Genomic DNA, 23458 nt, shown 5'->3' on the forward strand with positions numbered 1-23458 from the left:
GTGAATTTGAGATGCTCCCGCTATATTGCTTGCAATTAGCGGTGAGAGTTGTCACAGGTTAGGTATTAAGTATTGGGTATTGGGTATGAGTTTCATCCCAGTATCCAATGTTCTACCACTCATTCACACATGTCAAACACAATTCAACCATCAAACTCGCCAAAAACAGATCCATCATCTGTCTCTCAATGCGTGCGCGTATGCCAAAATCGTACCTGTAAAAAGCAGGGTGCAGCAAAGGTATTAGCTGCTTTTACCGCTTTGCCAGTTCCCAATGTAGAAATAACGGCCAGTAGCTGTTTAGGACAATGTGGTAATGGGCCAATGGTGCTGGTATTACCAGATATGGTTTGGTATAGCGGGGTTCAACCCAAAGAAGTACCTCTAGTGGTAGAACAACATTTACTAGGTGGTCAAAGTGTCAAACGAATGCTCTATTATCGGTTTCATCCCCAGGGATAAGTGCTGGAAAATATAAAATACTACACACTGTTGACTGAAGCGAGGCATCTATCTAATGAATATTCAGCAGCTACGTCAATCATTGAAAATGAAGTGGCTGAGTTACTACGAGCAAAATCGTTCTTGGCTTGGCACCATGAGGGTTTGGGGCACATACAATGGACTACGGCGTCCTTCCTCTGGTTTTATTTTGGCTACTTTGTCGGTTTTAGAATCGCAGTTGAATGAAATACTTCCTTTCATTGTCGATTTGAATGACAATCCCGATAAAATAATCACGGCTTTAGGTCTTAACTTCAATCCTGATGAAGAGTTACGTTTAGTAAATTTAGAGAGTTCTCTAACTGTAACCCAGATGGAAACTAAGTCTGCACAGGAGGAGGATTGCGAACACCAACCTCAATCTGTACCATTGGTTACCGTTGCTCCGAAAGTTGCTGCCTATGCTCATACGGAAATCACAGATTCTGAACCGCTGAGTGTTGAAGTGCTGCGGCTTCCTCAACCTGTTTCATCAATGACAGCTACGAATGAGGTCGTTGGCATACACAAAACTGTGTCATCGGTTGCAGTAGCGACTAAGGTTGCGCCTCCGCCTGGGCCCAAGTCACCAATGAGCTTACTCCGGCAACATAAACCATTGCGATCGCCTTTGGCAATTACTATTGATTTACCCAGCAAAGCCAAAGTTCTATCCAAACCAGAAATTAAGGATTCGCGGTTAACTTATATACCAATTAAGTTTTGGACTCTTCTACTTAAGACAAATTGTTTAGTTGGGACTATCTTTTTATGCCAGTTCCCTAATCCCATCGGTGACAACAATGGCAACCACGCGAAACAGCAACCACAAGAAATTGCTCGGAAAGTTCCATCGACACCTCATAGTCATGCTCGTAGTTTATCTTCTTGGATAGATGAGTCTTGTCAGGGTAGGCAATACGAACGAGAAGACGCTGTTTTTATCAGCCTTTGAATTAGGACATCAACATATCAGTAGAGAATTGGTCATACCTAGTTTGAGAATAGAGGCTAGGGGCTAGGAATTAGAGGCTAGAGCAACGAATTTTTTTAATAGAGAATGAGTTATGTATCACTAGAGTCTTGCCTTCTGCCCCTCTGCCTCTTTTCCATGTTATTTATTGCCAGCGCATCTGTAGAATTTTAGACAAAACTTATAGGTAAATTTATTTATTTTGTTTGAATTGCAAAAGCTAAACATAAAACTCAATTATAAAACTCTAAAATTTAAAATAATTAATAACTTTCTTGGCAAAATATTCTGAGCTACCAAAGTTTGTAAAATCAGACTTTCGTGCGATCGCTTATTATATAGAGTATCCTTTTATTGCCTCTTAACTGATTACCCTCGGAGGCTTTACGCAATGACAGTTATTATCTCGTTGCAAAATAAAAACTGGGACTCACCCATGATCTTCCTTGTAAATAGCCTTTGAGGAATCACTAAACTGTATTTCCCGATGAATGTGAATAAAAAGCATTAATTGGTGTTGCATAAGGACTAGACATGATATCTAACATGTGTGTATTCTGAGTACAACCCCTAAAGATGTTATCAAAAACAAAGTATCTGTTTTATGGGGATTTCAATTCGTATATCTGTCTTATCTAGATCTACAAAAAATGTCTCTTGAGAGTAAAACACACTCATCCATCAAGAATATAACTGTCTTTCTTTTGTATTTTTTTCAATGCTTTAATCGTTTCTATAAAGATTGCTCCAAGTAAAGAACATCCAATGTCATTGCGCTAAACAAATCCATCCTCAAAGGCTTTAGCGATATGTAAATAGTTGGAAACTACTTTTTCGCTCACAAGTATAGGTTTTGAAGCCTTGATTTTTTAGACCAAAGCAATTGTTTTTGGAAAAATTTGTTTAGCTCTTCATGGCTTTAAATTTTTGGTTTTACCTCACTCATAAACATGATGTTTCCTCACTTCTATCACCCCCTATCAATTGTCCCTTCTTGAATCCTTCCTCTACATGTATAAACCTGTCCTAACGATTTTTTACCAGTTTAATCCTTGGCATACTAGTATTGGTGGTATTCAAACACTGGTAAGCCTATTTATTAAGTACGCACCTAGCGAATTTGATCTGCGGCTTGTAGGAACAGGAAATGATAGATTTCAGCCAAATCTAAAGTGGCAAGAAGCAGAATTTGCTGGGAGAGAAATTAGTTTTCTGCCTTTATTTACTTTAGAAAATGATAATATTCGGGGTCTAATTCCAACCACAATTAAGTATACAACTGCCTTGTTAGGGCGTTGCTTTGCTTCAGATTTCATGCATTTTCATAGATTAGAGCCAACTTTAACTGCATTGAATTGGCCCGGGGAAAAAACCCTGTTTATTCACACTGATATTCAGGCACAGATGCAACCTACTGGAGATAAAAAAGCAATTACGTGGCGCAGGTTTCCAGCAGCCTATTTTGCTTTGGAAAATTTGTTAGTTCGTCAGTTTAGCCAAATCTTATCGTGTAATAGCAATTCTGCCGAATTATATCGCCAGCGTTATCCCAGTATGAGCGATCGCATTGCCTACATCAAAAATTCATTTGACAACGAAATGTTCTATCCATTGAGTCACCAAGAACGGGAAGCACAAAGGCATAAACTGGCTTTGAGACTGGGTTTAGTTCCGGAAACACGTTTTATTTTATTTGCTGGTCGGTTACATCCAGACAAAGATCCACTTTTATTAGTACGTGCATTCGCCGCTTTAAATGAACCTCATACTCATCTACTAATAGCTGGAGATGGGGAATTAGAAACGAAAATTCGGGCTGAAATTGATATCCTCCGCTTAACTGAAAGAGCGACAATGCTAGGAGCAGTTAACCAAACAGAATTATCACAGTTGCATCGTCTTTGCAATGTCTTTGTTCTGACTAGTGTCTACGAAGGCTTACCTTTGGTGGTTCTAGAGGCCCTTGCTAGTGGGACTCCAGTCGTCACAACTCGAACTGGTGAAACTCCAAAATTACTGACAGATGATAGTGGAATAGTGTGTAATCAACGTACTCCAGAATCCATAGCAGATAGTATACGCCAGGTACTACTACAGCCAGAAAATTATCCCAGTGTTTCTTGTGTGCGGACTGCAAGCCCTTATGCTGCTAGCAGTGTCATCAGCAATATCTACAGAGAAATGCTCAATCGTTGGGAATTGCGAACTTTTTCATCTGTTAGTTCTGAAGCATAACTAATTTCTCACTGAACAAATTTATGAAAATTGCTGTAATTGGTGTCAAAGGACTACCACCCAAACAGGGAGGTATTGAACATTACTGTGCAGAAGTGTATCCCCGGATGGTAGCGCAGGGTCATAGTGTTGATTTATTTGCCCGCTCTTCTTACACTGACAGTCGTTGGATGAAAAATGATGATTTTCAAGGTGTCCGAGTTATTTCCTTACCTAGTTTTGATTTCAGAGGCATAGATGCTTTTATCGGCTCTGCATTAGGAGCGATCGCTGCTTCTAGAAGGCAATACGATATCATTCATTTTCATGCCTTGGGGCCATCTTTATTTACCAGCATATCCAAACTGGCAACCTCCGCAAAAATTGTTGTTACTTGTCAAGGCTTAGATTGGCAACGTGCAAAATGGGGCAATTTCTCTACTCGCCTGATTCTTGCGGGTGAAAAAGCCGCAGTGCGCTTTGCTGACGAAATTGTTGTGGTATCAAAAAACTTGCAATCCTACTTTTGGCAAACCTATGGTAGAGAAACAGTTTATATTCCTAACGCTGCTGCCGGCTATGCTGATTCAGATCGTAACTTTGGCTATGGTACCTCCCTTGGTTTGACACAGAAACGCTACATTCTATTTTTAGGCAGACTTGTTCCCGAAAAGCGTCCCGAATTACTCGTTGAAGCTTTTAGTAAACTCAAACCACTGGGATGGAAACTTGTTCTCGCTGGTGGCATCAGCGATACTAAGTCCTATGTTTCCCAGTTATTAAATACCATTGCCAAGAATCAAGATATAGTCTTTGCAGGTGAACTTTCCGGAGCGCGTCTAGCAGAAATTGTTCGAGGAGCCGGGTTGTTTGTTCTACCTTCTGATTTGGAAGGATTACCTTTAGCAATGCTGGAGGCTATGCAAGAAGGTATCCCAGTCATGGCTAGTGACATCCCACCCCACCAGCAATTATTAAATCCGAGACGTGGCATACTATTTCCAGCAGGAAACCTAGACTCATGTATTGATTGTCTGAACTGGGCTGTGAATCATCCGCAGGAATTAGCAACAATGGCTGTTGCTGCCCAAAAGTATGTGAAATTGAACTATAGCTGGGAATATATTACTGCTGAAAATTTAAAGCTATATTCAACACTTTTGAATTTTTCTGCAACTATCAAGAAATCCGAACCTATTTCCGTCAATATGGCTGGAGTTGGCTGGACTGATGCAACTTCCAGTAAAGTTGTTGAGCGCAAAGCCTCAGCCTCTGATTATGCCACAACACTAGAAAAATAAGTATTTCACATATCTGCACTGAGAAAATCGGTGGCAATTCCAGGATGCATCAACCTTTTGTTTTTTAGAGAGTACTTAAGGTGAAGAAACAAAGGTAATGGGAAAGAACATTTCATCTTTACTAATGAAGGTCTTAAAGCGGCATAGTCTACCAGCTATAGCTACATTTGCTTCAGTAATTGGTGGGTCAGTTGTTTATTTAGCTGTGACTCCACGATTATATAAAACATCAGGACGGCTAATGCTGGACGAAAAACAGGTAAGCGTTTCTCAATTAGGACGCGACCTCAGCCAAGTACCTGTAACTACACCAGGCGGTTCTAACCCACTAGCTACTCAAGCAGAATTAATTAAATCACAACGGGTTTTACAAAGAGCGATCGCTCAACTTTCTCCCCCAGAACAAATAACAACCGCTGAACTTAGTCAGGGTTTGCAAGTAAAAGTCATTCCAGCTACAAATATTTTGGAACTGAGCTATCAATCGCCAGATTCTCTGTTAGCTGTCAACGTTCTGAATGCTATCTCAGAAGCAATGGTAGCAGAAAGTGTAGAAGCTATCCGCTCAGAAGCTCGCTCTGTGAGGAAATTTTTAGAAGCGGAGGTTCCAAGACAGCGAGCGTATCTGACAATGGCTGAAGCAGCGGAAAGCAGTTACAGACAAAGAAGTGGCATAGTCTCTTTTGAAAAGCAAACAACAACTTTAGTAGATAGTTTAGCGACATCAGAAACCCAAGAGCGGACTCTTTTAAGCCAGTTGCAAGAAGTATTGTCTCGTATCAGTGATTTGGAGCAAATCACCAGCGCTGGGGATCTTAACAGTGCTTATTCAGCAGTGCGTGGTGGTGGTGATGAAGAATTGAAAAAAATCCGCGCTAAAGTTGTGGAATTGGAAGCACAGGTAGTTGAAGGTCGTGTGCTGTTTACAGAGGATCATCCCACTTTGCTCAACTTGATAGAAAGACGGGATACTCTGCGTCAGTTGTATGCCCAAAAACTGGCTATGGTGTCACCTAATAATAGTGCGATCGCTCCAGAACAAGTTGCACATGACGAGCTTTCCCAGAACTTGACATCCCAACTCATTTTTCAGAAAATTGAGCGCGCAGCCTTGGAAAATAAGCTCATAATTGTCCAAAACCAGCGTGTCCAACTCCAAGCGAATCTGGCACAACTACCAATACAACAACAACCCCTAACCGCTTTAGTTCGCCAACGAGAAGAGGCGGCAGAATCTCTCAAATTATTACAAACAAAATTTGAAGAAGCACGGATAGCAGAAGCTCAACTGGTAAGTAATATCCGCATTATTGCCAGGGCAACAATACCAGATTCACCCGCATCGCCAAAGCTGTCAATAGTGTTATTCATAGCTAGTGTCTTCGGGATGATTTTAGCCGTTGGCATTGTGCTGTTATTGGAGGTGTTGGATAACACCTTAAGAGATGCTTCGGAAGCAGAAGAACTGCTTCAGTTACCATTACTAGGAATATTGCCACGTCTAACTGCTCAAACCTTAAAGCTAGATTCAGCAGCAACTTTCCTTCACGATGTCAGTTTGGTTGAGCCATACCGTATGCTCCTCAAAACTTTAGAATTTCGCAATCCTGAAAACTTGCAAGTAATTGTTGTCAGTAGTTCCCTTTCTGGTGAAGGTAAGTCAATTGTTGCCTCGCACCTAGCGACTGTCTCCGCCATGTTATCGCGCCGGACTTTGATTATTGATGCTGACTTGCATAGACCTGTACAACATCAGTTGTTTAATTTAGCTGCAACCCCAGGAATTAGCGATGTGCTGGAAAACAATCAATCTCTGCTGGAAGTCGTTCAGCCAACAGGAATTGAAAATCTTTCAGTTCTAACTTGCGGTGAACTACACCAACATCCTTCTCTATTGCTAGAGTCTACAGCCATGAAATCTCTAATAGCAGAAGCAGAAGCGCATTTTGACTTAGTAGTTATAGATACACCTCCTCTCTGTGCAAGTATTGATGCTGCGACATTGACTCAGCAGAGTGATGGCATCATCTTGGTTACACGTCCCAACGTAACTCACAAGGAAGTTCTGCAAAAAACAGTATCAGAATTAACTGAAAATCGCATACCCGTACTGGGAGTTGTGGTAAATGAAATGACCAGTATGACCCAAGAGTATTACCGCGATACTCACAATGGATATCAATCAAACAGGCGTTTGACAGCTCAAGCATCTACCATGAGGTCTGAAGATGTTAACTAATCACCGCTCCAGTCGCTATTTGGTTTTAGCAATATTGTTGGGATTGATAGGCGTGGGAGTTGGTATAGTTTCTGGATTTTTAGCAGGAGCTAATCCTCGGTTACTAGTTTTAGCTGTAGTTGCAGTAGGAACGGTTTGTTACTTCTTTGCCAAGTTTGAGCAAGCCGTATTGGGGCTATTAATATTGCGTAGTTCCTTGGATGTTTTTTCTGCTCAACAGATACCAGCTGTGTTTGCTATTGGGTTAGATGCTTTAACTTTGCTGTATGTCACAGTATTGTTATTGACAGGTCGCACTGTTCACACAGATCGCTTTTGGTGGTTTTTAGCTGGCTGGGTAGCATTACAAGGAATCTGGGTCATCCTTCTACCTTTAGGAGTATTGGGGCTAGATGCTTCATATTTGCCAGCTAGTATCCGTGAGTGGGTACGTCTATTTTCTTGGGTGATGGTCTATTTACTAGTAATGCAACTCAAGGATAAACTTCCTCCCCAAAAAGTGATTTCTAGCCTGTTTTTAGCTATCCTCTTACCAATCACAATAGGATTATTGCAGATATCTCAAGCAAATCCTCGCATCGTAGGTACTTTCGGTATAGCAAATACCTTTGCTACTTTTTTGTTACTGTTTATCAGTCTTGTGTTGTGGAAGCTGAACTGGACACAGAAACACTGGTTTTGGTTAATTTTATTGGGCTTATTGTGTTTTTTCCTTGTTAGTACTAACACTCTGTTTAGCTTATTAATGATTGCAGTTTTTATCCTAGTTTTAATTACTCCTCGGTTAAATTTAGCCAAGCTAATTGGTGGAATGTTGTTGTTCGGCTTAGTCATAGCCCTCTTTGCTAGTACAGAGTTTGGGCAACAACGTCTAGTCTCTATTACTCAAACACCACTACTTAATCCAGATATCGATATATCACGGGCAATTCTGTTGTCAGAGGGAGACTTTAATAGCTTTAACTGGCGGCTTTCTCAATGGTATTCACTACTTAATGCTTGGAAAATTAGTCCAATTTTTGGTTATGGTTTGGGTCTAAGTATACCAGTGGCAGGTAATGGACTTCTTCCCCACAATGATTACATCCGGGCTTTAGTAGAAGGAGGAATTATTGGTTTAGTAACTTTTTTGGCATTCTTTGCTGCTCAGTTCACATATCTTTTGCAATTAATTCAGCAGACACCTTACGGGAGTAAACAACGCAACTTGTGTTTTATTTTGTTAGCTATGCTGACATCCATATATGTGGGAATGATTACCGAGAATATTTGGAGCCATACTACCTTATTCTTCTACTGGTGGACTTTGATAGCCGTTGCTGGCTGGAATTGGAATGAAAAGCAAATTAGAGAAAATATGACTTTCAAATAACTTGAATATCACTCTGTTGACAAGATTATTTCCGAGAAAATATGAATAACATAATTGATTACTTATTCCAGGATTGGCAAAATAATCAGGATACAAGCTTCAAGTCCCGCATTGTTTTATCGATGTTTCGCTTGAATAAATTAATCATTGATTTACCATTTTGTGGACAAAAAATATCAAAAATTTATCGCTTATTTTATCAATTAATAGTAGAATATATATTGGGTATTGAATTACCTTGGAATACAAAAATAGGGTCAAATATTAAACTTCAACACGGTCATGGTTTGGTTGTTAATTGCGAAACCATAATTGGTGAAAATTGTACCTTGAGACATTCGACAACTATTGGTAATAAAAAATTACTAGATGGTTCTATAAGCGCCTCACCACGAATAGGTAACAATGTAGATATCGGCTCAAATGTTGTAATTATTGGACCAATCAAAGTTGGGGATAATGTTGTCGTTGGAGCAGGTGCTGTAGTTATAAAAGACATTCCTCAAGGTGCTGTAGTTGCAGGCAACCCAGCAAAGATTATTCGTATTCTAAATAGTACTTCGACTAACTTATCTACACACACTTTAGAAAGTGATTTAGAACTGACTATTAATCCTACCTTAAATGAGTATAGAACCTCATGAGTTTGCTAATTTTTGTGTTTGAGGATGGCATAATGAAATCAATTTATTATCAATATACTAATTTTTTACAGATGGACAAAAAACTTCGACAATTGAATTCAAGGTTACAAATACACTATCATCAGACAATCATAAATCCTCAATGGACTGTGATTTCTATGTTGAGTCGATTTGTATTTTTTAGGAATTTATTCAAAAAAATATCTAGAAAGCCTGAATTAAATCACTATGATTTAAATAAATCCGTTTTTCAAGAAATAGATGTAGATCAGGTTGTTAATTCTTTAAATAAATATGGTTGCTATTTAGGTATAAAACTACCAAAAAATATTTCTTGGAAAATAATGAAGTTTGCTCTATCTACAGATTGTTATGGTAATTTAGATAGCAAATGCGGTTTCTCCTATTCTCAAAAAAAACAAGCAGAAGAAAAAAACAAAGCCCCTTTTTCTATCGCAACATACTTCAATGTAGATGTTCTTTGTCCAGTAATTAAGAGACTTAGTGATGATCCAGCTATCAGGATGATTGCAGCAAAATATATGAAAACAGAACCAATTTTTACAGATGCCAGGCTTTGGTGGACATTTGCCGTTGACGAAACAAATTATGATGCTGGTAAAACAGCTGGTTTCTTTCATTATGACCAGGATGACTATAGTTGCCTGAGATTTTTCTTTTACTTAACTGATGTAGATTTACAGAGTGGTCCGCATATTTGCATACTTGGTAGCCATACAAAAAAGAAAATTACCCAAATTATTTCTCTAACTCAGCGGACAGACCAGGAAGTTCTTGACTATTACAACCATGAAGATATTTTAACTATTGGTGGAGAGGCCGGGTCTGGTTTTATTGAAGACCCCTATTGTTTTCATAAGGCGACTCGCCCAATACTTAAAGATCGTTTGGTATTACAATTGAGATTTGCCACCAGAGATTATGGTGTTTTAAAAAGTTCAGTAGACCCATTATTACTGAAAAATATTTTTACACATAATGAGGTTATAAAATACTTTGACGTGGCTTAAAAGAGCTTAATAAAATCACAATTTTAAAAGAAAATAGCCCTGAATTTATGCCAAAAGTTTCTATTATAATTCCAGCCTATAATGCAATGCAGTATTTACCAGAAACTATTTCTAGTGTATTGCAGCAAACTTTTAGTGATTTTGAAGTATTAATTATTGATGATGGTAGCTCAGATAATATCAAGGAATGGATAGTTGAGCTAACTGATAAAAGAATGAAATTAATTTCGCAGACAAACCAAGGTGTATCGGTAGCACGCAACACGGGAATTAATCAAGCCAAAGGAGAATATATAGCATTTTTGGATGCTGACGATTTATGGTACGCAACTAAATTAGAGAAACAAGTTCGGTGTTTGGATAATAATCCGGAAATTGGTTTAGTACATAGTTGGATGGCTGTAATTAATGAAGAAGGGAAAGCTACCGGGAAATTTATGAATTCGAATGCAGAAGGTGATGTATGGAAACAAATAGTTGAGAAAAATACAGTAGCTTGTTCTTCAGTTATGGTTCGTCGTTGTTGTTTTCAAAGATTGGGTCTATTTTCGCCTCGTCAGAATGAATTCCCTGTTGATGTAGAAGATTGGGAAATGTGGATTCGCATTGCTGCTCATTATCATTTTGCAGTAATTAAAGAACCTTTAATGCTATATCGACAACACACTAACAACACTTCCAAAAATTGGCGATCAATTGAAACAGCTTACCGTATAGTCATAGAGAAAGCATTTGACACTGCACCACCAGAACTACTGTATTTAAAAAACCGAAGCTATGGTCATGCTAACCTCCGTCTTGCTTGGAAATGTTTGGAAAACAGGGAGTGCGATTATATACAGGCACAGAATTTTCAGCAGCAGGCTCTCGTTTACTATCCTCAGCTACGCCACTGTTGGGAGTATATTCGCCTGAGTGTAGCTATTCTCACACTGCAAATATTTGGAGTTAATAGCTACACTCATCTGTTAAATCTGATTTATGCACTACGCAAACTCTTATCAAGTCTTGTACAAAGAAGTTTCATCTATTCAAGTGAGAAATATTAAATGATTTCCGATTTATCTATAGCTTATACTAATCCATCCATTAGTAATAAGAGGCTCAAAATTCTTTACGTGGGTATGAAGTATGACGAGGGCAAACCAGAGCAAGGTTATAGCTTTGAGCATTATAATTTTTACGAATCGCTGATTAAAACTGGTCACGAAATTATCTACTTCGACTTTATGAGCTTGTTGCATCAGTATGGACATTTATCGATGAATAGTCGTTTAATGGAAATAGTTAAAGTTGAAAAACCCGACTTGATGTTTACGTTTTTATTCACTAATGAACTCGACCCTAAAATAGTTAGAGAAATTTCAGAAAATACTGATACTATTACCCTCAACTGGTTTGCCGATGATCACTGGCGCTTTGACAATTTTTCTTGCTTTTGGGCACCTTGCTTTAACTGGGTAGTTACCACAGCCGAAAGTGCTTTACCGAAATATGCACAAATGGGATACCACAATGTGATCAAAAGCCAATGGGGCTGTAATCATTTTTTATATCGCAAGTTAGATTTGCCACTTAAATATGATGTAACTTTTGTGGGTCAGCCTCATAGTAATAGAAGACAGGTAATCGAGGCACTAGTTCAATCAGGAATAAAGGTTCACGTATGGGGAAAAGGCTGGAACACAGGACGTCTATCACAAGTGCAGATGATTGAAGTATTTAACCAAAGCCGTATTAACCTAAACCTGCAAAACTCCTTTATGGTTGGAAGAAGAAACAATTATGCTAAAAGATTAGCTTCTCGCTGTCTTGATCTGATTCCATATGGTGATAGGGTAAAAATCAAAAGTAATGAGTTGTATAATAAATTCCAGAATTTTCTATCTGTTGACTCTGTATTAGAACAGCCTAAATCTCATGGTCAACAAAATTATGCACAAATTAAAGGACGAAATTTTGAAGTTCCTGGATGTGGTGGATTTGTATTGACTGGTAAAGCAGAAAATTTGGAAGACTATTACCAAATTAGTAAAGAAGTAGAGTGTTTTGATAATAATGATGATCTAATTAATCAGATAAAGTATTACTTAAAAAATGAAGAGCAGCGAATTGCTATTGCTAAGGCTGGATACGAGCGGACTTTGAATGAACACACCTATGTGAATCGCTTCAATAAAATCTTTCAGAAAATAGGTTTAATATACCAGTAGCTAGATAGTTTCAGATAACTATTAAGGTAGATTGTGCATTAACTATTTCTTAGAAAATATCGAATTTAATTTAAGATATTTTTCAAAATTCATAAAGTAGCTTAATTTATTCTGTCCGTATTTATTTGCTAACAATTCAAACTATCCTTAGACCATAAATTAATATATGCGACTAACAATAGAAAATTACATAAATACACCTTCTCCTATTGAGCATGAACTAAAAGAATTGTTTGATACTATGTCTGAAATAATAATTTTTGATATTGGTAGTTGTGAAGGAGAAGATTCAATTAAATACTCGAGGCTTTTCCCTAACTCAAAAGTATATGCTTTTGAACCATTACCAAATAATTTATCTTTACTATATGCTAACTTAAAAGAATATTCAACTAATAATGTAGAAGTTTTACCTATTGCTTTGTCAAACGAAAAAGGGAAAGCTTTATTTTATGTGTCTTCAGGACAACCAGAAAATTTACCTAAAACTGATGATTGGAATTTTGGCAATAAGTCTAGCTCCTTACTTCCACCTGATAAACACATAGAATATGCACCGTGGTTAACGTTTAATCAGGTTATTCAAGTAGATACAGACACTCTCCAAAATTTTTGTATAAATTATGAAATTAAGTGTATTGATTTTATTCATATGGATGTTCAAGGAGCAGAATTAAAAGTCCTTGAAGGTGCAGCAGATTTTTTGAATAATATAAAATCTATTTGGTTGGAAGTTGAATCAATTAGTTTATATGAAGATCAACCCTTAAAGGTTGATATTGAAAATTTTATGCAAAGACATGGTTTTTGCAAAATAAAAGACACAGTTGGAGATATAGCAGGAGACCAGCTATATGTGAATTCAAAGTATTTCCATAAAAAGCAAATCAATAAATATCTTTATATTAATTTATTCTTCATATTCAAAAATCGCGTAAGAATTATTATAAAACATATATTTAAAGGCTTGCAGAAATTATTGAGATTATGAAATGTTTTAATTATATAACTCTGTTAATCAGGTATCAAATATTTATATAGAGGGCGAACAAATGCCAAAAGTTTCTGTTATCATCCCAACCTACAATGCGATGAAATACCTACCAGACACTTTAGACAGTGTTTTAAAGCAGACCTTTACAGATTTTGAAGTTTTAATTATCAACGATGGTAGCTCAGACCATATATTAGACTGGGCTACTCAACTGCTAGACCCACGAGTAAAATTGATTTCGCAAGCAAACCAAGGTGTATCCATAGCACGTAACACTGGTATAGCTCATGCTCAAGGCGAATATATAGCCTTTCTGGATGCTGACGACTTATGGGAGCCAACTAAATTAGAAAAGCAAGCACGTTGTTTAGATAATAAACCAACGGTGGGTTTAGTTTATAACTGGATAATTCTAGTTGATGAAAATAAAAATCCTATCGGCAGAATTTATGCTTCTCATGCAGAAGGTAATGTATGGCAAAAACTTCTAGAAACTGATGAAACGTGTCATAGCAGTTCAGCAATGGTGCGGCGTTGTTGTTTTGAAACAGTGGGAGTATTTGATCCAAACTTAGCTTTTGCAGAAGATATAGATATGTGGTTGAGGATTGCTGCTATTTATCCCTTTGCAGTAGTCAAAGAAACTTTGACACTCTATCGACAGCATTCTACAAATACAACCAAAAATCGTGAGGGAATGATTCATGGTTTGCGGACTTTTATAGAGAAAACATTTCAGTTTGCACCTTTAGAGCTACTACATTTGAGAAACCGAACTTATGCCAGTATCAACTTAGGTTTAGCATGGGTCGCTATAGATGAGTGCAACTACAAAAAGGCAATTTATTTCCGGCAGCAAGCTATATTACATCATCCGAAAATCCGCTATTCAGATAAATTTATCCGTTTGAGTTTAGCAATCTTGTTAATACGCTGGTTTGGTTCACATGGCTACGAGGGAGTGCGAAGTTTAACCCATTTTTTTCGCTGGCAATTTTTAAAGGTTGCAAAATCAATTTCGGTTATTTTATCTTTAGTTTATTAAATAATGGATTAAAATATGCCTAAGGTTTCCGTTGTCATTCCCGCTTATAATGCGATGACTTATCTGCCAAAAACTTTAGAGAGTGTTTTAAGGCAGACTTTCACAGATTTTGAGGTTTTAATTATTAATGATGGCAGTTCAGATTGTATTTTAGACTGGTCTGCTAGTGTGACAGATCAGCGTGTTAAAGTAATTTCGCAGGAAAACCAAGGGCTGTCGGGAGCGCGCAATACAGGCATTGCTCAGGCACAAGGTGAGTATATAGCATTTTTAGATGCTGACGATTTATGGGCACCGACAAAGCTGGAGAAACAAGTCCGTTGCTTCGAGGATAATCCATCTGTGGGATTGGTACATAATTGGACAATTTTAATTGATGAAACAGATAAACCTACAGGTGAACAATGGAGTCCCCATTTAGAGGGAAATATCTGGGAGCAAATTATTGTAATCAATTCAGTTAGTAGTGGTGCAGCAATAGTCCGCCGTTGTTGCTTTGAAACTATCGGTGTATTTGCTCGTGATTTATCTGGTACAGCTGATTGGGATATGTGGATTCGTATTGCTTATCGTTATCCTTTTGCAGTAATTAAAGAACCTTTAACTCTTTATCGTCAGCATAGTCAAAATATGTCTAAAGACTGTCAGCATATGCTTACTAATGCGCGGATAGTTATTGAGAAAGCATTTCAATCTGTTCCTTTAGAGTTGCTGTATTTGAGAAACAGAGCCTATGCCTATTTTTACCGCTACCAAGCTTGGGTATCCTTATACAGCGGTAACTACAAGCAAGCAATTTATTGCCGAAATCAAGCACTTTTACATAACCCTAATTTACGTTTATCTAAGAATTTTATACATTTGAGTTGGGGAATATTTTTTACCCACTATATTGGTGCAGATAAATATGCTGCTATACGCTCACTCAAGCGTAGTTTAAAGAATAAAATCTTACATAAAGATTTCAAATTCAGTAATACCTAAAGTTTGGTAATCAGACCTAATATTTCTTAAAACAAACCAAAGTTATCACAGAGTATTAATTGTATGAATTAAACAAATCAATATTCGTGATCAATCACATTTCTTATGAATTATTTATAGACTCAGATAGTATGTAACAGCAATGTTGTCATTGATCGATTATGTTCAATTTAGTGAAAATCATGATTCCAGTTATGGGATTTATATATGAGTCAATTGAAAAATAAACGCTCTCAGCAAATACAAAAAGCGGAATTAAGACCAACTAAATTAGTCTACACATCTGAAAGTCGAATCCGACATCCCTTTAAGTTCTTTAAAGAAATGGGACGAGATTTATTAGCATCTCAAGAATTAGCTTGGCGACTCTTAGTACGAGATATTAGCGCTCAATATCGTCAATCATTTCTAGGAATTTTTTGGGCATTTATTCCGCCAATAATTACGGCAGCTGGTTTTACTTTTGCCAAAAGTAATGGTGTTATCAATATTGGTAATACAGAGTTACCTTATCCTGCCTATGTCATGTTCAGTATGACACTGTGGCAAACCTTCACAGAGGCATTAAATGGGCCGCCCCAAGCAATAACAAATGCCAAGTCAATGTTGGCAAGAATTAACTTTCCCCATGAAGCATTGATTGTTGCCAAATTAGGAGAAGTATTCTTTAACTTTGGCATCAAGCTCATCTTAATTTTGGGCTTATTTATCTGGTTTCAAATCCCCGTTACTTGGAGTGTAATTCTAGCGCCAGTAGCATTGATTCATTTAGTATTGCTAGGAATCTTTATTGGTCTGTTGCTAGCACCAATGAGCGCTTTATACCAGGACTTTTCTAGGGGATTAACCTTGATTACTGGATTTTGGTTATTTCTTACACCAGTAGTTTATCCAGTTCCCAGTCAAGGAGTATTTGGCAATATTTTGAAGCTAAATCCGGTTACACCTTTGTTAGTAACAACGCGAGAATTAGCAACAATAGGCGTAATTTCTGACCCTCAAGGATTTTGGGTAGCGAGTTTAATTGCAATTTTAGGATTACTGTTAGCTTGGATTATTTATCGTTTAGCAATGCCTTTTGTAATTGAGAGGATTAGTTCATAATTATGACAATTATCAATGAGCAAACAATAGCAGCAAAATCACAGGCTAATGAAAGTGATATTGTCCTTTCAGTTAAGGGAGTTTCTAAAAAGTTTTGTCGAGATTTAAAGCGATCTTTGATGTATGGTGTTCGGGATATTACCGCCGAATTATTCGGGCTACGAGAAAAGAGTGATAAACTGCGAGAAAAAGAATTTTGGGCGCTAAATAATGTCAGTTTTGAATTGCGTCGAGGAGAAGCATTAGGCTTAGTGGGGAAAAATGGTAGTGGAAAATCAACACTACTACGGATTATTGCAGGTTTGATTAAGCCAGATACTGGTTGTGTAGAAGTTAATGGTCGAGTAGCGCCATTAATTGCCTTGGGAGCAGGATTTAATCCTATTTTGACAGGACGAGAAAATATTTATGCCAATATGGCAATTTTGGGATTGTCTAAAAAGGAAATTGATGAGATATTTGATGAAGTTATAGAGTTTGCAGAAATTGGTGATGCGATTGATGCGCCAGTGCAGAGTTATAGTTCTGGAATGGCTGCAAGGTTAGGATTTGCAAGTGCTATTCATACTGAACCAGATATTCTCCTAATTGATGAAGTATTAGCAGTGGGAGATAGCCGCTTCAGAGGTAAATGTTTTCAAAAGCTACATAAACTTCGTGAGCAAGGAACGTCTTTTATACTAGTTAGCCATAACTCCCATGTAATATTAACTATATGTAATTCTTCAGTATATCTTGCACCAGGTAAGTTTTTGGGTTTTAGTGACACAAGTTCAATTGTTAATCAGTATGAAAAGGATCTTTTTATTGGGCAAGAGGTAGAAAAATCTGTAGGATTATTTTCCATTACCAAAAAAACTAACAGAGAAAATACAGGTTTTGAAATACTTGCCGTTTATTTCAAAAATTGTCAAAAAGAAATTATTAAAATACCTGTAAGTGGTGAACATGTTTATTTTTGTATTAGATGCAAAATTTCCGAAAAGATTGATAATGTTGGTTTAACTATTTCGATTAGTGGATTAGCAGAAGGAGGAGAAAGAATTTTACTCTTTAACAGTGCGAACGATGGAAATCCATTATCTTTTTTACCAGGAGAACATGAAGTACAAATAGAAATGCCTTACCTTGGTTTAAGGCTTGGGGCATATATTATGGCTATTTATGTAAAAAAAGACAAATTGTATCATCTAGATTCTGTTGAATCATTGAGATTTAAAGTAAACGCTAAAGAAAATAACAATACATGTTTATTTTATCAGCCACGAACTTGGAATATCGTAGGTGTTGAGAATTCTGTTTGAAATGAATGAGACAAGTTCTATTAAAGCATTAATATATAGTGGTTTTGCAAATCAACTGAATAATTTTATTCAAAATGATATTTAATTCAAAAATTTTTATAGCAAATAGCCCTAACAAGAACATTATTAATATGAACAATAGTATGGAATGGTTGCAGGCAATAGCAGCTATAAATAATCAAGAACTTATTCAACATAAATATAATTTTAAGAACAGATTTTTAGATTTTATACCCACAAAAATACGAAATAATCATAACCATAAGACATATGATGAAAGGTGGCCTATGGCTGTAAATGCTCTAGGGGCTATATGGTATCATAAATTGACATCAGATGAGCATACATTAATAGCTTTAAAACAAGCTTATAACTATCAAATAAATCAAAATGGGAACTGGAAGAAACAAATTGAGTCAGTACCTCAAGCTATGAAAGGCTACTCTCTAATTTATCTTGATCAAATTACACAATATCCTCTATATAAGATAGCAATTGAAGAAATTTTAAATACTTTATTATTTACTTTACCTCGTGAATTAGATGGTTGTCTTCCTTACAACAAAATGAATCAAAATCTTGTAGATACACTAGGCATGATTTGTCCATTTTTGGCTAAATACTCAAGTTCTTATGGAAATTCAAACGCATTAGAATTAAGCCTAAATCAGCTCAAGCAGTTTATTGAAGCTAACATTGATAGTGATACTCATCTTCCATATCATGGATATTATGCAGATGGAGCTAAAAGGCTAGGTATGCACGGCTGGGGGCGTGGTACAGGTTGGTATATATTAGGTTTAATCGATACTATTGTTGAAGTTCCCAAAAATCACCCCAATTACTGTTTTTTAGTAGAATCTTATATATCTGCCGCAAATTCTTTGAGAAAATTTCAACGTGAAGATGGTCACTGGAATTGGGCAATTCCTCTTCGAGTAAATAAACTAGATAGCTCTGCCACAAGTTTCATTGGCTATAGCATTCTTAGAGGTATTAAGGCGGGTATCCTAGATAACTCATTTAGTACAGTAACTGAAAAGGCCATAAAAGGAATCATCGAAGTTACACATCCAAATGGGTTGATAGACGGTTCACTCTCAGATTGCATGGGTTTAGGTTTGTATCCTAATACTTTTGGACCTCAACCTTGGTTACAAGGAATGGCAACTGCTTTTGGATCTTTATATTTTGCAAACTAGGATAATAACTAAATATCACATAGAAATTTTTACTTATGAAAGTACTTATTACAGGAATCACAGGAATGCACAATCGAGGGGTTGAGGCATTCGTCATACCTACAATTGAGCAATTACGCCAACGCAATTCAAAAATAGAAATAAGTCTTCTAACACCAACACCTGACTACGATAAAATTCGGTTACAAGATTATAATGTTAATTTGGAATTAGAAAGTAAGCACCTACAAGCTTTACCCCAAAGTCCTAAAAAGCGTTTATTGGCAAAACTCCTGCCTTTGTATAAATTACCTTCAACTTCTCCTTTAATTCATAACGCCTCAGCTGTTATCGCATCTGGTGGTGATGTTTTTAGTCCTGAATATGACATCTCGCCTCACCTCAAACCATTGAAATTATCACTAGAAGCTGGTGTACCTATAATTTTTTTGGCTCAGTCCATTAGCCCCTACAAGACGGACGAGCAAGCTGAATCATGGCTTGAGGTTGCACGTTACTCAAAGCTGATCACTGTACGCGAAAAGCTGACTTATAAATATTTAACTGAAGACCTTGGTCTTTCTCCAGAATTAGTTAAACTAACTGCTGATCCAGCATTTCTATTGCCAGCACCACCTGTAGAGCAAGTGAATAATATGCTGAAGAGTTACGGCATCACAGGCGATCGCCCTATTGTTGCTATTTCGACTAGCCAAGGAATCTGTGGTTACGCATCAGGTTTGGATTACACTCAGCATTTGAAAGCCTGGAAAAAGGTTGTGATGATGATCCTTGATGAACTTGATGCTGAGGTACTTATCATCCCACACGTTCAAAAGCCTGTACCAAAAAGTGACGATCGAATTCTTGCTACTCTTTTGCTTAGAGAATTGAACTATAACCCCAGAGTTCATATTGCTGGGGCAGACCATACAGCATCAGAATTTAAGGGGTTAATTTCTGCTTGTGATCTCGTTATTGCTGAACGTACCCATGCTGCCATAGCTGGTCTATGCAGTGGGGTTTGCACGGTTGCAGTGGGCTACTCAGTTAAAGCAGAGGGTATTATGGCCGATCTTGTTGGTATTGATTTATTAAATCAAGGATTACTAATTCCTATTGAGAATTTTATGAATCCCGATCTAGCTTGTGAAACAATACGCGATTGTTGGGAAAAACGTCAACAGGTTTCTCTGCGTATTCAAAATGAGCTCCCAAAAGTAAAAGATAAAGCATCTAATAATTTTGATTTACTTTTGGAGGCAGTACATTAACTCCTGCTTTGTCAAAAACTGATGTTTCGCTTAAAAACTACAGTTTTTTAAATAACTTAAATTACTAAAATCTTGGAGTAAATCTTAATAAAACAACAGAAAATTAATCTTAATTATGAGGAATCAATTGGTCAGTTCATTCTATCAAAAAATAAAAACCATATACCGGAATATTTTAACACAAAGTCTCAGGAAAATTGGTATTTATGATTAAATACTCTTAATTCCAATCTATAAATAAAAATGACAAAAACAATTGTAGTAATTAGCCCAGACATACCATATCCTCCTAACCAAGGAAATAAGCGCGATATTTGGGGTCATATTAACTTCTTTCATAGTGCGGGTTGGCGAGTAGTTTTAATAGTATGTGGATGGACAACAGAATCAGATTTAAAAACATTTAATAATCAAGTACCTATAGATATTACTTGCCATGCTGTTCAACGAAGAGTTGATTATTGGGCGTTGAAAGAACACCCACAAACCATATCAACACTGCAAAATCTAATTGATTTATACCAGCCTCAAGTAGTTTGGTGTGAGTATGCCCATTTTTCCTCACTAGTCGCTGCACTAAATATAAATGGAGCAAAGCTTTGGTTTCGCCCACATAATTTTGAATTACCTCATCTGATTGATAAGACCCTGACAAGCAGACCTTGGTTGACTTGGCAAAGTTATAGCTTTCCAAAAAGAGCTTTTTCATGCTCTATAGGACTGTGTTCGAACCTTGTTAAAATGTTCTATAAAGAGCAGCTTATGTACCGTATTGCAGATCGTCTTTTTTTTATTTCTCACAGCGATCTACGCTTTATGTCCAAACTTTATAAAGGCTCTGTTAGTAAAGATTGGGTTCTACCCTTTGTAGACGGTGAAACAATTCCTATCAAAGAAGATAAAACTCCACTAGATATTATCTATGTAGGTATACACGCTGAAGGTAATGAACCAACTATTAGGGGTTCCCATAAACTTATAAATGAAATTATTCCTGCTGTAGAAGCAACAATGCCTGGGGCTTTTCGGTTCCATATAGTAGGATGGGGTAGTTATGAGATGTATGGCAAATATGCTTCAAAAACTCTCTTAATTCACGATTATGTCGAAAACTTGCAGGCTTTCATGCAAGATATGGATATTACATGTCTTCCAATCGAAATTGGATGGGGTTGTAAAATTAAAATGGTAGAGGCATTAGCTTCTGGCTTGCCAGTGGTAGGTAGTTACCAAACCTTTCGTGGTGTTGAACCATTACAAGAAGCTTACTACGTTTGTCGCACCATCCAAGATTATGTAGAAGCATTGAAACTACTGCAAGATTCAGATATACGCAGGCATACAGCTTTAGCAGGAAAAGCCGCTTACAAAACTTGGCTGGATGAAGGACATCGTATTTTGTACGCAGCCTTGGAGGAGTTAGAAACTAGGGCTTCAACTTCATCTGGAGAGAGTGAAGTTGGTATTGGCATCACTACAATTTGTAAAAAATAAAGTTTACTCATTTTAATTCATATCAACAAATATGCGTATTGGATTTGCTACGACAGAATATGTAACTGAAAAATATTTTAGTGGTGGTTTGGCGAACTATCTACATCGAGTAGCTAAAGCATTAGTTTCTTTAGGGCATGAGGTTCATATTGTTGTCCTCTCAGAAATTGATCAAAGTGAATATGAACATGAAGGTATTTATATTCATCGCCTAACTTCAGGAAAAATCCAACAACGACTAAATCAAGTAACTCGATACCGTATTCCCCAAACAACACAATGTTTGGCCTTTAGCTTTCAGGTTTATCGCAAACTTTTAGAATTACACAAGCAACAGCCTTTCAATATTGTTCAGTTTCCCGAATGGAATGCGTGTGGTGTGGTTTCAGGCCTTCTTTTGCCTATTCCACAGGTAACACGTATTTCTTCATATCGTCCAATCTGGCTGGAAATGTCTGGATCACCACGCAATCGCGATGAGCGAATTATTGAATACTTAGAGTGGCTACAGATGCATCATATAAAACATATTTATGCACCAAGTTATACCCTTAAGAAAATATTAGCCGAAAAAGCAAAAATCAATCATGTTCGGGTAATTCGCACACCTTTTTACTTAGAAACGTTGAATTGGGATTACTCTATCTTTAATGAATACTTACAAGGCAAAAAATACTTGCTATTTTTCGGTCGTTTTCAACTCCATAAAGGAGTTCATATATTAGCTCAAGCGCTCCCTCAAGTATTTAAAAAGTATCCAGACTGTTATGTTGTTTTTGTAGGTAAAGACGTACCACCTTCTATGAAGGAATATGCCCTTTCCTTATGTAGTCAATATACAGAACGACTCATATTTATTCAGCCGATACCCCATAACCAGCTATATCCTGTCATTGCTGGCGCTAAACTTGTTGTCCTACCCTCTTTAATTGACAACTTACCTAATGCTTGTTTAGAAGCTATGGGATTGGGTAAACCTATCATCGGGACAGTTGGTGCTAGTTTTGAGGAACTGCTGATCGAAGGAGAGACAGGCTTTCTTGTACCCGTGGGTGAAGTAAATGCACTAGCTACCAAAATAAATGAAGTATGGATGCACCCTAGGTTGAATGAAATTGGTCAAGCAGCAAAGTGGAAAATTCAGGAATTTGCTATTGAAAAAACAGTGAAAGAACTCCTGGTTTACTATGAAGGAATTATTAGAAATCATAAATCTGCTTAAATATAGAAATATCTGTAAATTAAGTAATTAATACATAAATATTGACTAAATACTTACCGAGGAGAATAGATACATGAAAAAGACAGATCTTGCAAACCTCTACCGCATCCTGAAACCTGGCGGTATTTTACAGTTAGAGCTTAACGATATAAATAACGCATCCCAATTTTATAACAATCGTTATCAAGGCGATTACATGGATGAATGGCCTACCCGAAAAAAGAGACGTGTGTATGAACTGCTTTTGGAACTAGGTCTTCCTGAAGAAGGACATCTGAGAAAATTGGATACTCAGCAAATGCGATCGCTTGCTGCCAAATATGGTTTTCATGTATGCCTATAGTATTACGCATGGCATTACTACGAAGCAATCGCAGGAATTACAG

The 23458-nt window shown here is 37.1% G+C and carries 20 protein-coding genes; all 20 read left to right on the top strand.

Features of this window, described 5'->3' with window-relative positions:
- Positions 1-129 precede the first annotated feature (129 nt).
- The 20 genes from ACM0OT_RS22275 (at position 130) to ACM0OT_RS22370 (ending at position 23415) form a co-directional block, all read left to right on the top strand.
- Entirely contained in the window at positions 130-462 is a 333-nt protein-coding gene (locus ACM0OT_RS22275) for a (2Fe-2S) ferredoxin domain-containing protein (RefSeq protein ID WP_414566569.1), read from the top strand.
- Positions 463-517: 55 nt separating this feature from the next.
- A complete protein-coding gene (locus tag ACM0OT_RS22280) occupies positions 518-1438 on the top strand; it encodes a DUF5331 domain-containing protein (RefSeq protein WP_414566570.1) in 921 nt (306 codons plus the stop codon).
- Positions 1439-2467: 1029 nt separating this feature from the next.
- Positions 2468-3691 (top strand): glycosyltransferase family 4 protein, encoded by a 1224-nt coding sequence (locus tag ACM0OT_RS22285; protein ID WP_414566571.1) that lies wholly within the window; start codon positions 2468-2470, stop codon positions 3689-3691.
- Between the two features lie 23 nt (positions 3692-3714).
- Positions 3715-4971 carry a glycosyltransferase family 4 protein gene (locus tag ACM0OT_RS22290; RefSeq protein WP_414566572.1) on the top strand — a complete coding sequence of 419 codons (1257 nt, stop codon included), beginning with the start codon at positions 3715-3717 and terminating at the stop codon, positions 4969-4971.
- A gap of 97 nt (positions 4972-5068) precedes the next feature.
- Entirely contained in the window at positions 5069-7210 is a 2142-nt protein-coding gene (locus ACM0OT_RS22295; protein ID WP_414566573.1) for a GumC family protein, read from the top strand.
- Positions 7200-8582 carry an O-antigen ligase family protein gene (locus ACM0OT_RS22300; RefSeq protein ID WP_414566574.1) on the top strand — a complete coding sequence of 461 codons (1383 nt, stop codon included), beginning with the start codon at positions 7200-7202 and terminating at the stop codon, positions 8580-8582. The genes ACM0OT_RS22295 and ACM0OT_RS22300 overlap by 11 nt, the downstream gene beginning before the upstream one ends.
- A gap of 41 nt (positions 8583-8623) precedes the next feature.
- Positions 8624-9226, top strand: coding sequence for a serine acetyltransferase (locus ACM0OT_RS22305; protein ID WP_414566575.1), 603 nt, complete (start codon positions 8624-8626; stop codon positions 9224-9226).
- 158 nt (positions 9227-9384) lie between these two features.
- The gene (locus ACM0OT_RS22310; RefSeq protein WP_414566576.1) at positions 9385-10257 is read left to right on the top strand and encodes a hypothetical protein; all 873 of its coding nucleotides are present in this window, start codon (positions 9385-9387) and stop codon (positions 10255-10257) included.
- Between the two features lie 47 nt (positions 10258-10304).
- Positions 10305-11306 carry a glycosyltransferase family 2 protein gene (locus tag ACM0OT_RS22315; RefSeq protein ID WP_414566577.1) on the top strand — a complete coding sequence of 334 codons (1002 nt, stop codon included), beginning with the start codon at positions 10305-10307 and terminating at the stop codon, positions 11304-11306.
- Positions 11307-12470 carry a glycosyltransferase family protein gene (locus tag ACM0OT_RS22320; protein ID WP_414566578.1) on the top strand — a complete coding sequence of 388 codons (1164 nt, stop codon included), beginning with the start codon at positions 11307-11309 and terminating at the stop codon, positions 12468-12470.
- A 166-nt stretch (positions 12471-12636) separates the two neighbouring features.
- Complete coding sequence (locus ACM0OT_RS22325; protein ID WP_414566579.1) at positions 12637-13461, top strand: FkbM family methyltransferase; 825 nt, start codon at positions 12637-12639, stop codon at positions 13459-13461.
- A 61-nt stretch (positions 13462-13522) separates the two neighbouring features.
- Positions 13523-14509, top strand: coding sequence for a glycosyltransferase family 2 protein (locus tag ACM0OT_RS22330; RefSeq protein ID WP_414566580.1), 987 nt, complete (start codon positions 13523-13525; stop codon positions 14507-14509).
- Positions 14510-14524: 15 nt separating this feature from the next.
- Positions 14525-15493, top strand: coding sequence for a glycosyltransferase family 2 protein (locus tag ACM0OT_RS22335; RefSeq protein ID WP_414566581.1), 969 nt, complete (start codon positions 14525-14527; stop codon positions 15491-15493).
- A gap of 324 nt (positions 15494-15817) precedes the next feature.
- A complete protein-coding gene (locus ACM0OT_RS22340; RefSeq protein ID WP_414566605.1) occupies positions 15818-16597 on the top strand; it encodes an ABC transporter permease in 780 nt (259 codons plus the stop codon).
- 2 nt (positions 16598-16599) lie between these two features.
- Entirely contained in the window at positions 16600-17901 is a 1302-nt protein-coding gene (locus ACM0OT_RS22345) for an ABC transporter ATP-binding protein (RefSeq protein WP_414566582.1), read from the top strand.
- 143 nt (positions 17902-18044) lie between these two features.
- Entirely contained in the window at positions 18045-19103 is a 1059-nt protein-coding gene (locus ACM0OT_RS22350) for a glycoside hydrolase family 88 protein (RefSeq protein WP_414566583.1), read from the top strand.
- A gap of 35 nt (positions 19104-19138) precedes the next feature.
- The gene (locus tag ACM0OT_RS22355; protein WP_414566584.1) at positions 19139-20356 is read left to right on the top strand and encodes a polysaccharide pyruvyl transferase family protein; all 1218 of its coding nucleotides are present in this window, start codon (positions 19139-19141) and stop codon (positions 20354-20356) included.
- 243 nt (positions 20357-20599) lie between these two features.
- On the top strand, positions 20600-21850 hold the full coding sequence (locus ACM0OT_RS22360) for a glycosyltransferase (protein WP_414566585.1): 1251 nt from the start codon (positions 20600-20602) through the stop codon (positions 21848-21850).
- Positions 21851-21881: 31 nt separating this feature from the next.
- Positions 21882-23072 carry a glycosyltransferase family 4 protein gene (locus ACM0OT_RS22365; protein ID WP_414566586.1) on the top strand — a complete coding sequence of 397 codons (1191 nt, stop codon included), beginning with the start codon at positions 21882-21884 and terminating at the stop codon, positions 23070-23072.
- Between the two features lie 73 nt (positions 23073-23145).
- On the top strand, positions 23146-23415 hold the full coding sequence (locus tag ACM0OT_RS22370) for a hypothetical protein (protein WP_414566587.1): 270 nt from the start codon (positions 23146-23148) through the stop codon (positions 23413-23415).
- Positions 23416-23458 lie beyond the last annotated feature (43 nt).

This window comes from Anabaena sp. CCY 9613 (assembly GCF_963920895.1).
In the GTDB taxonomy this organism is placed as follows: Bacteria; Cyanobacteriota; Cyanobacteriia; order Cyanobacteriales; family Nostocaceae; genus Cyanocohniella.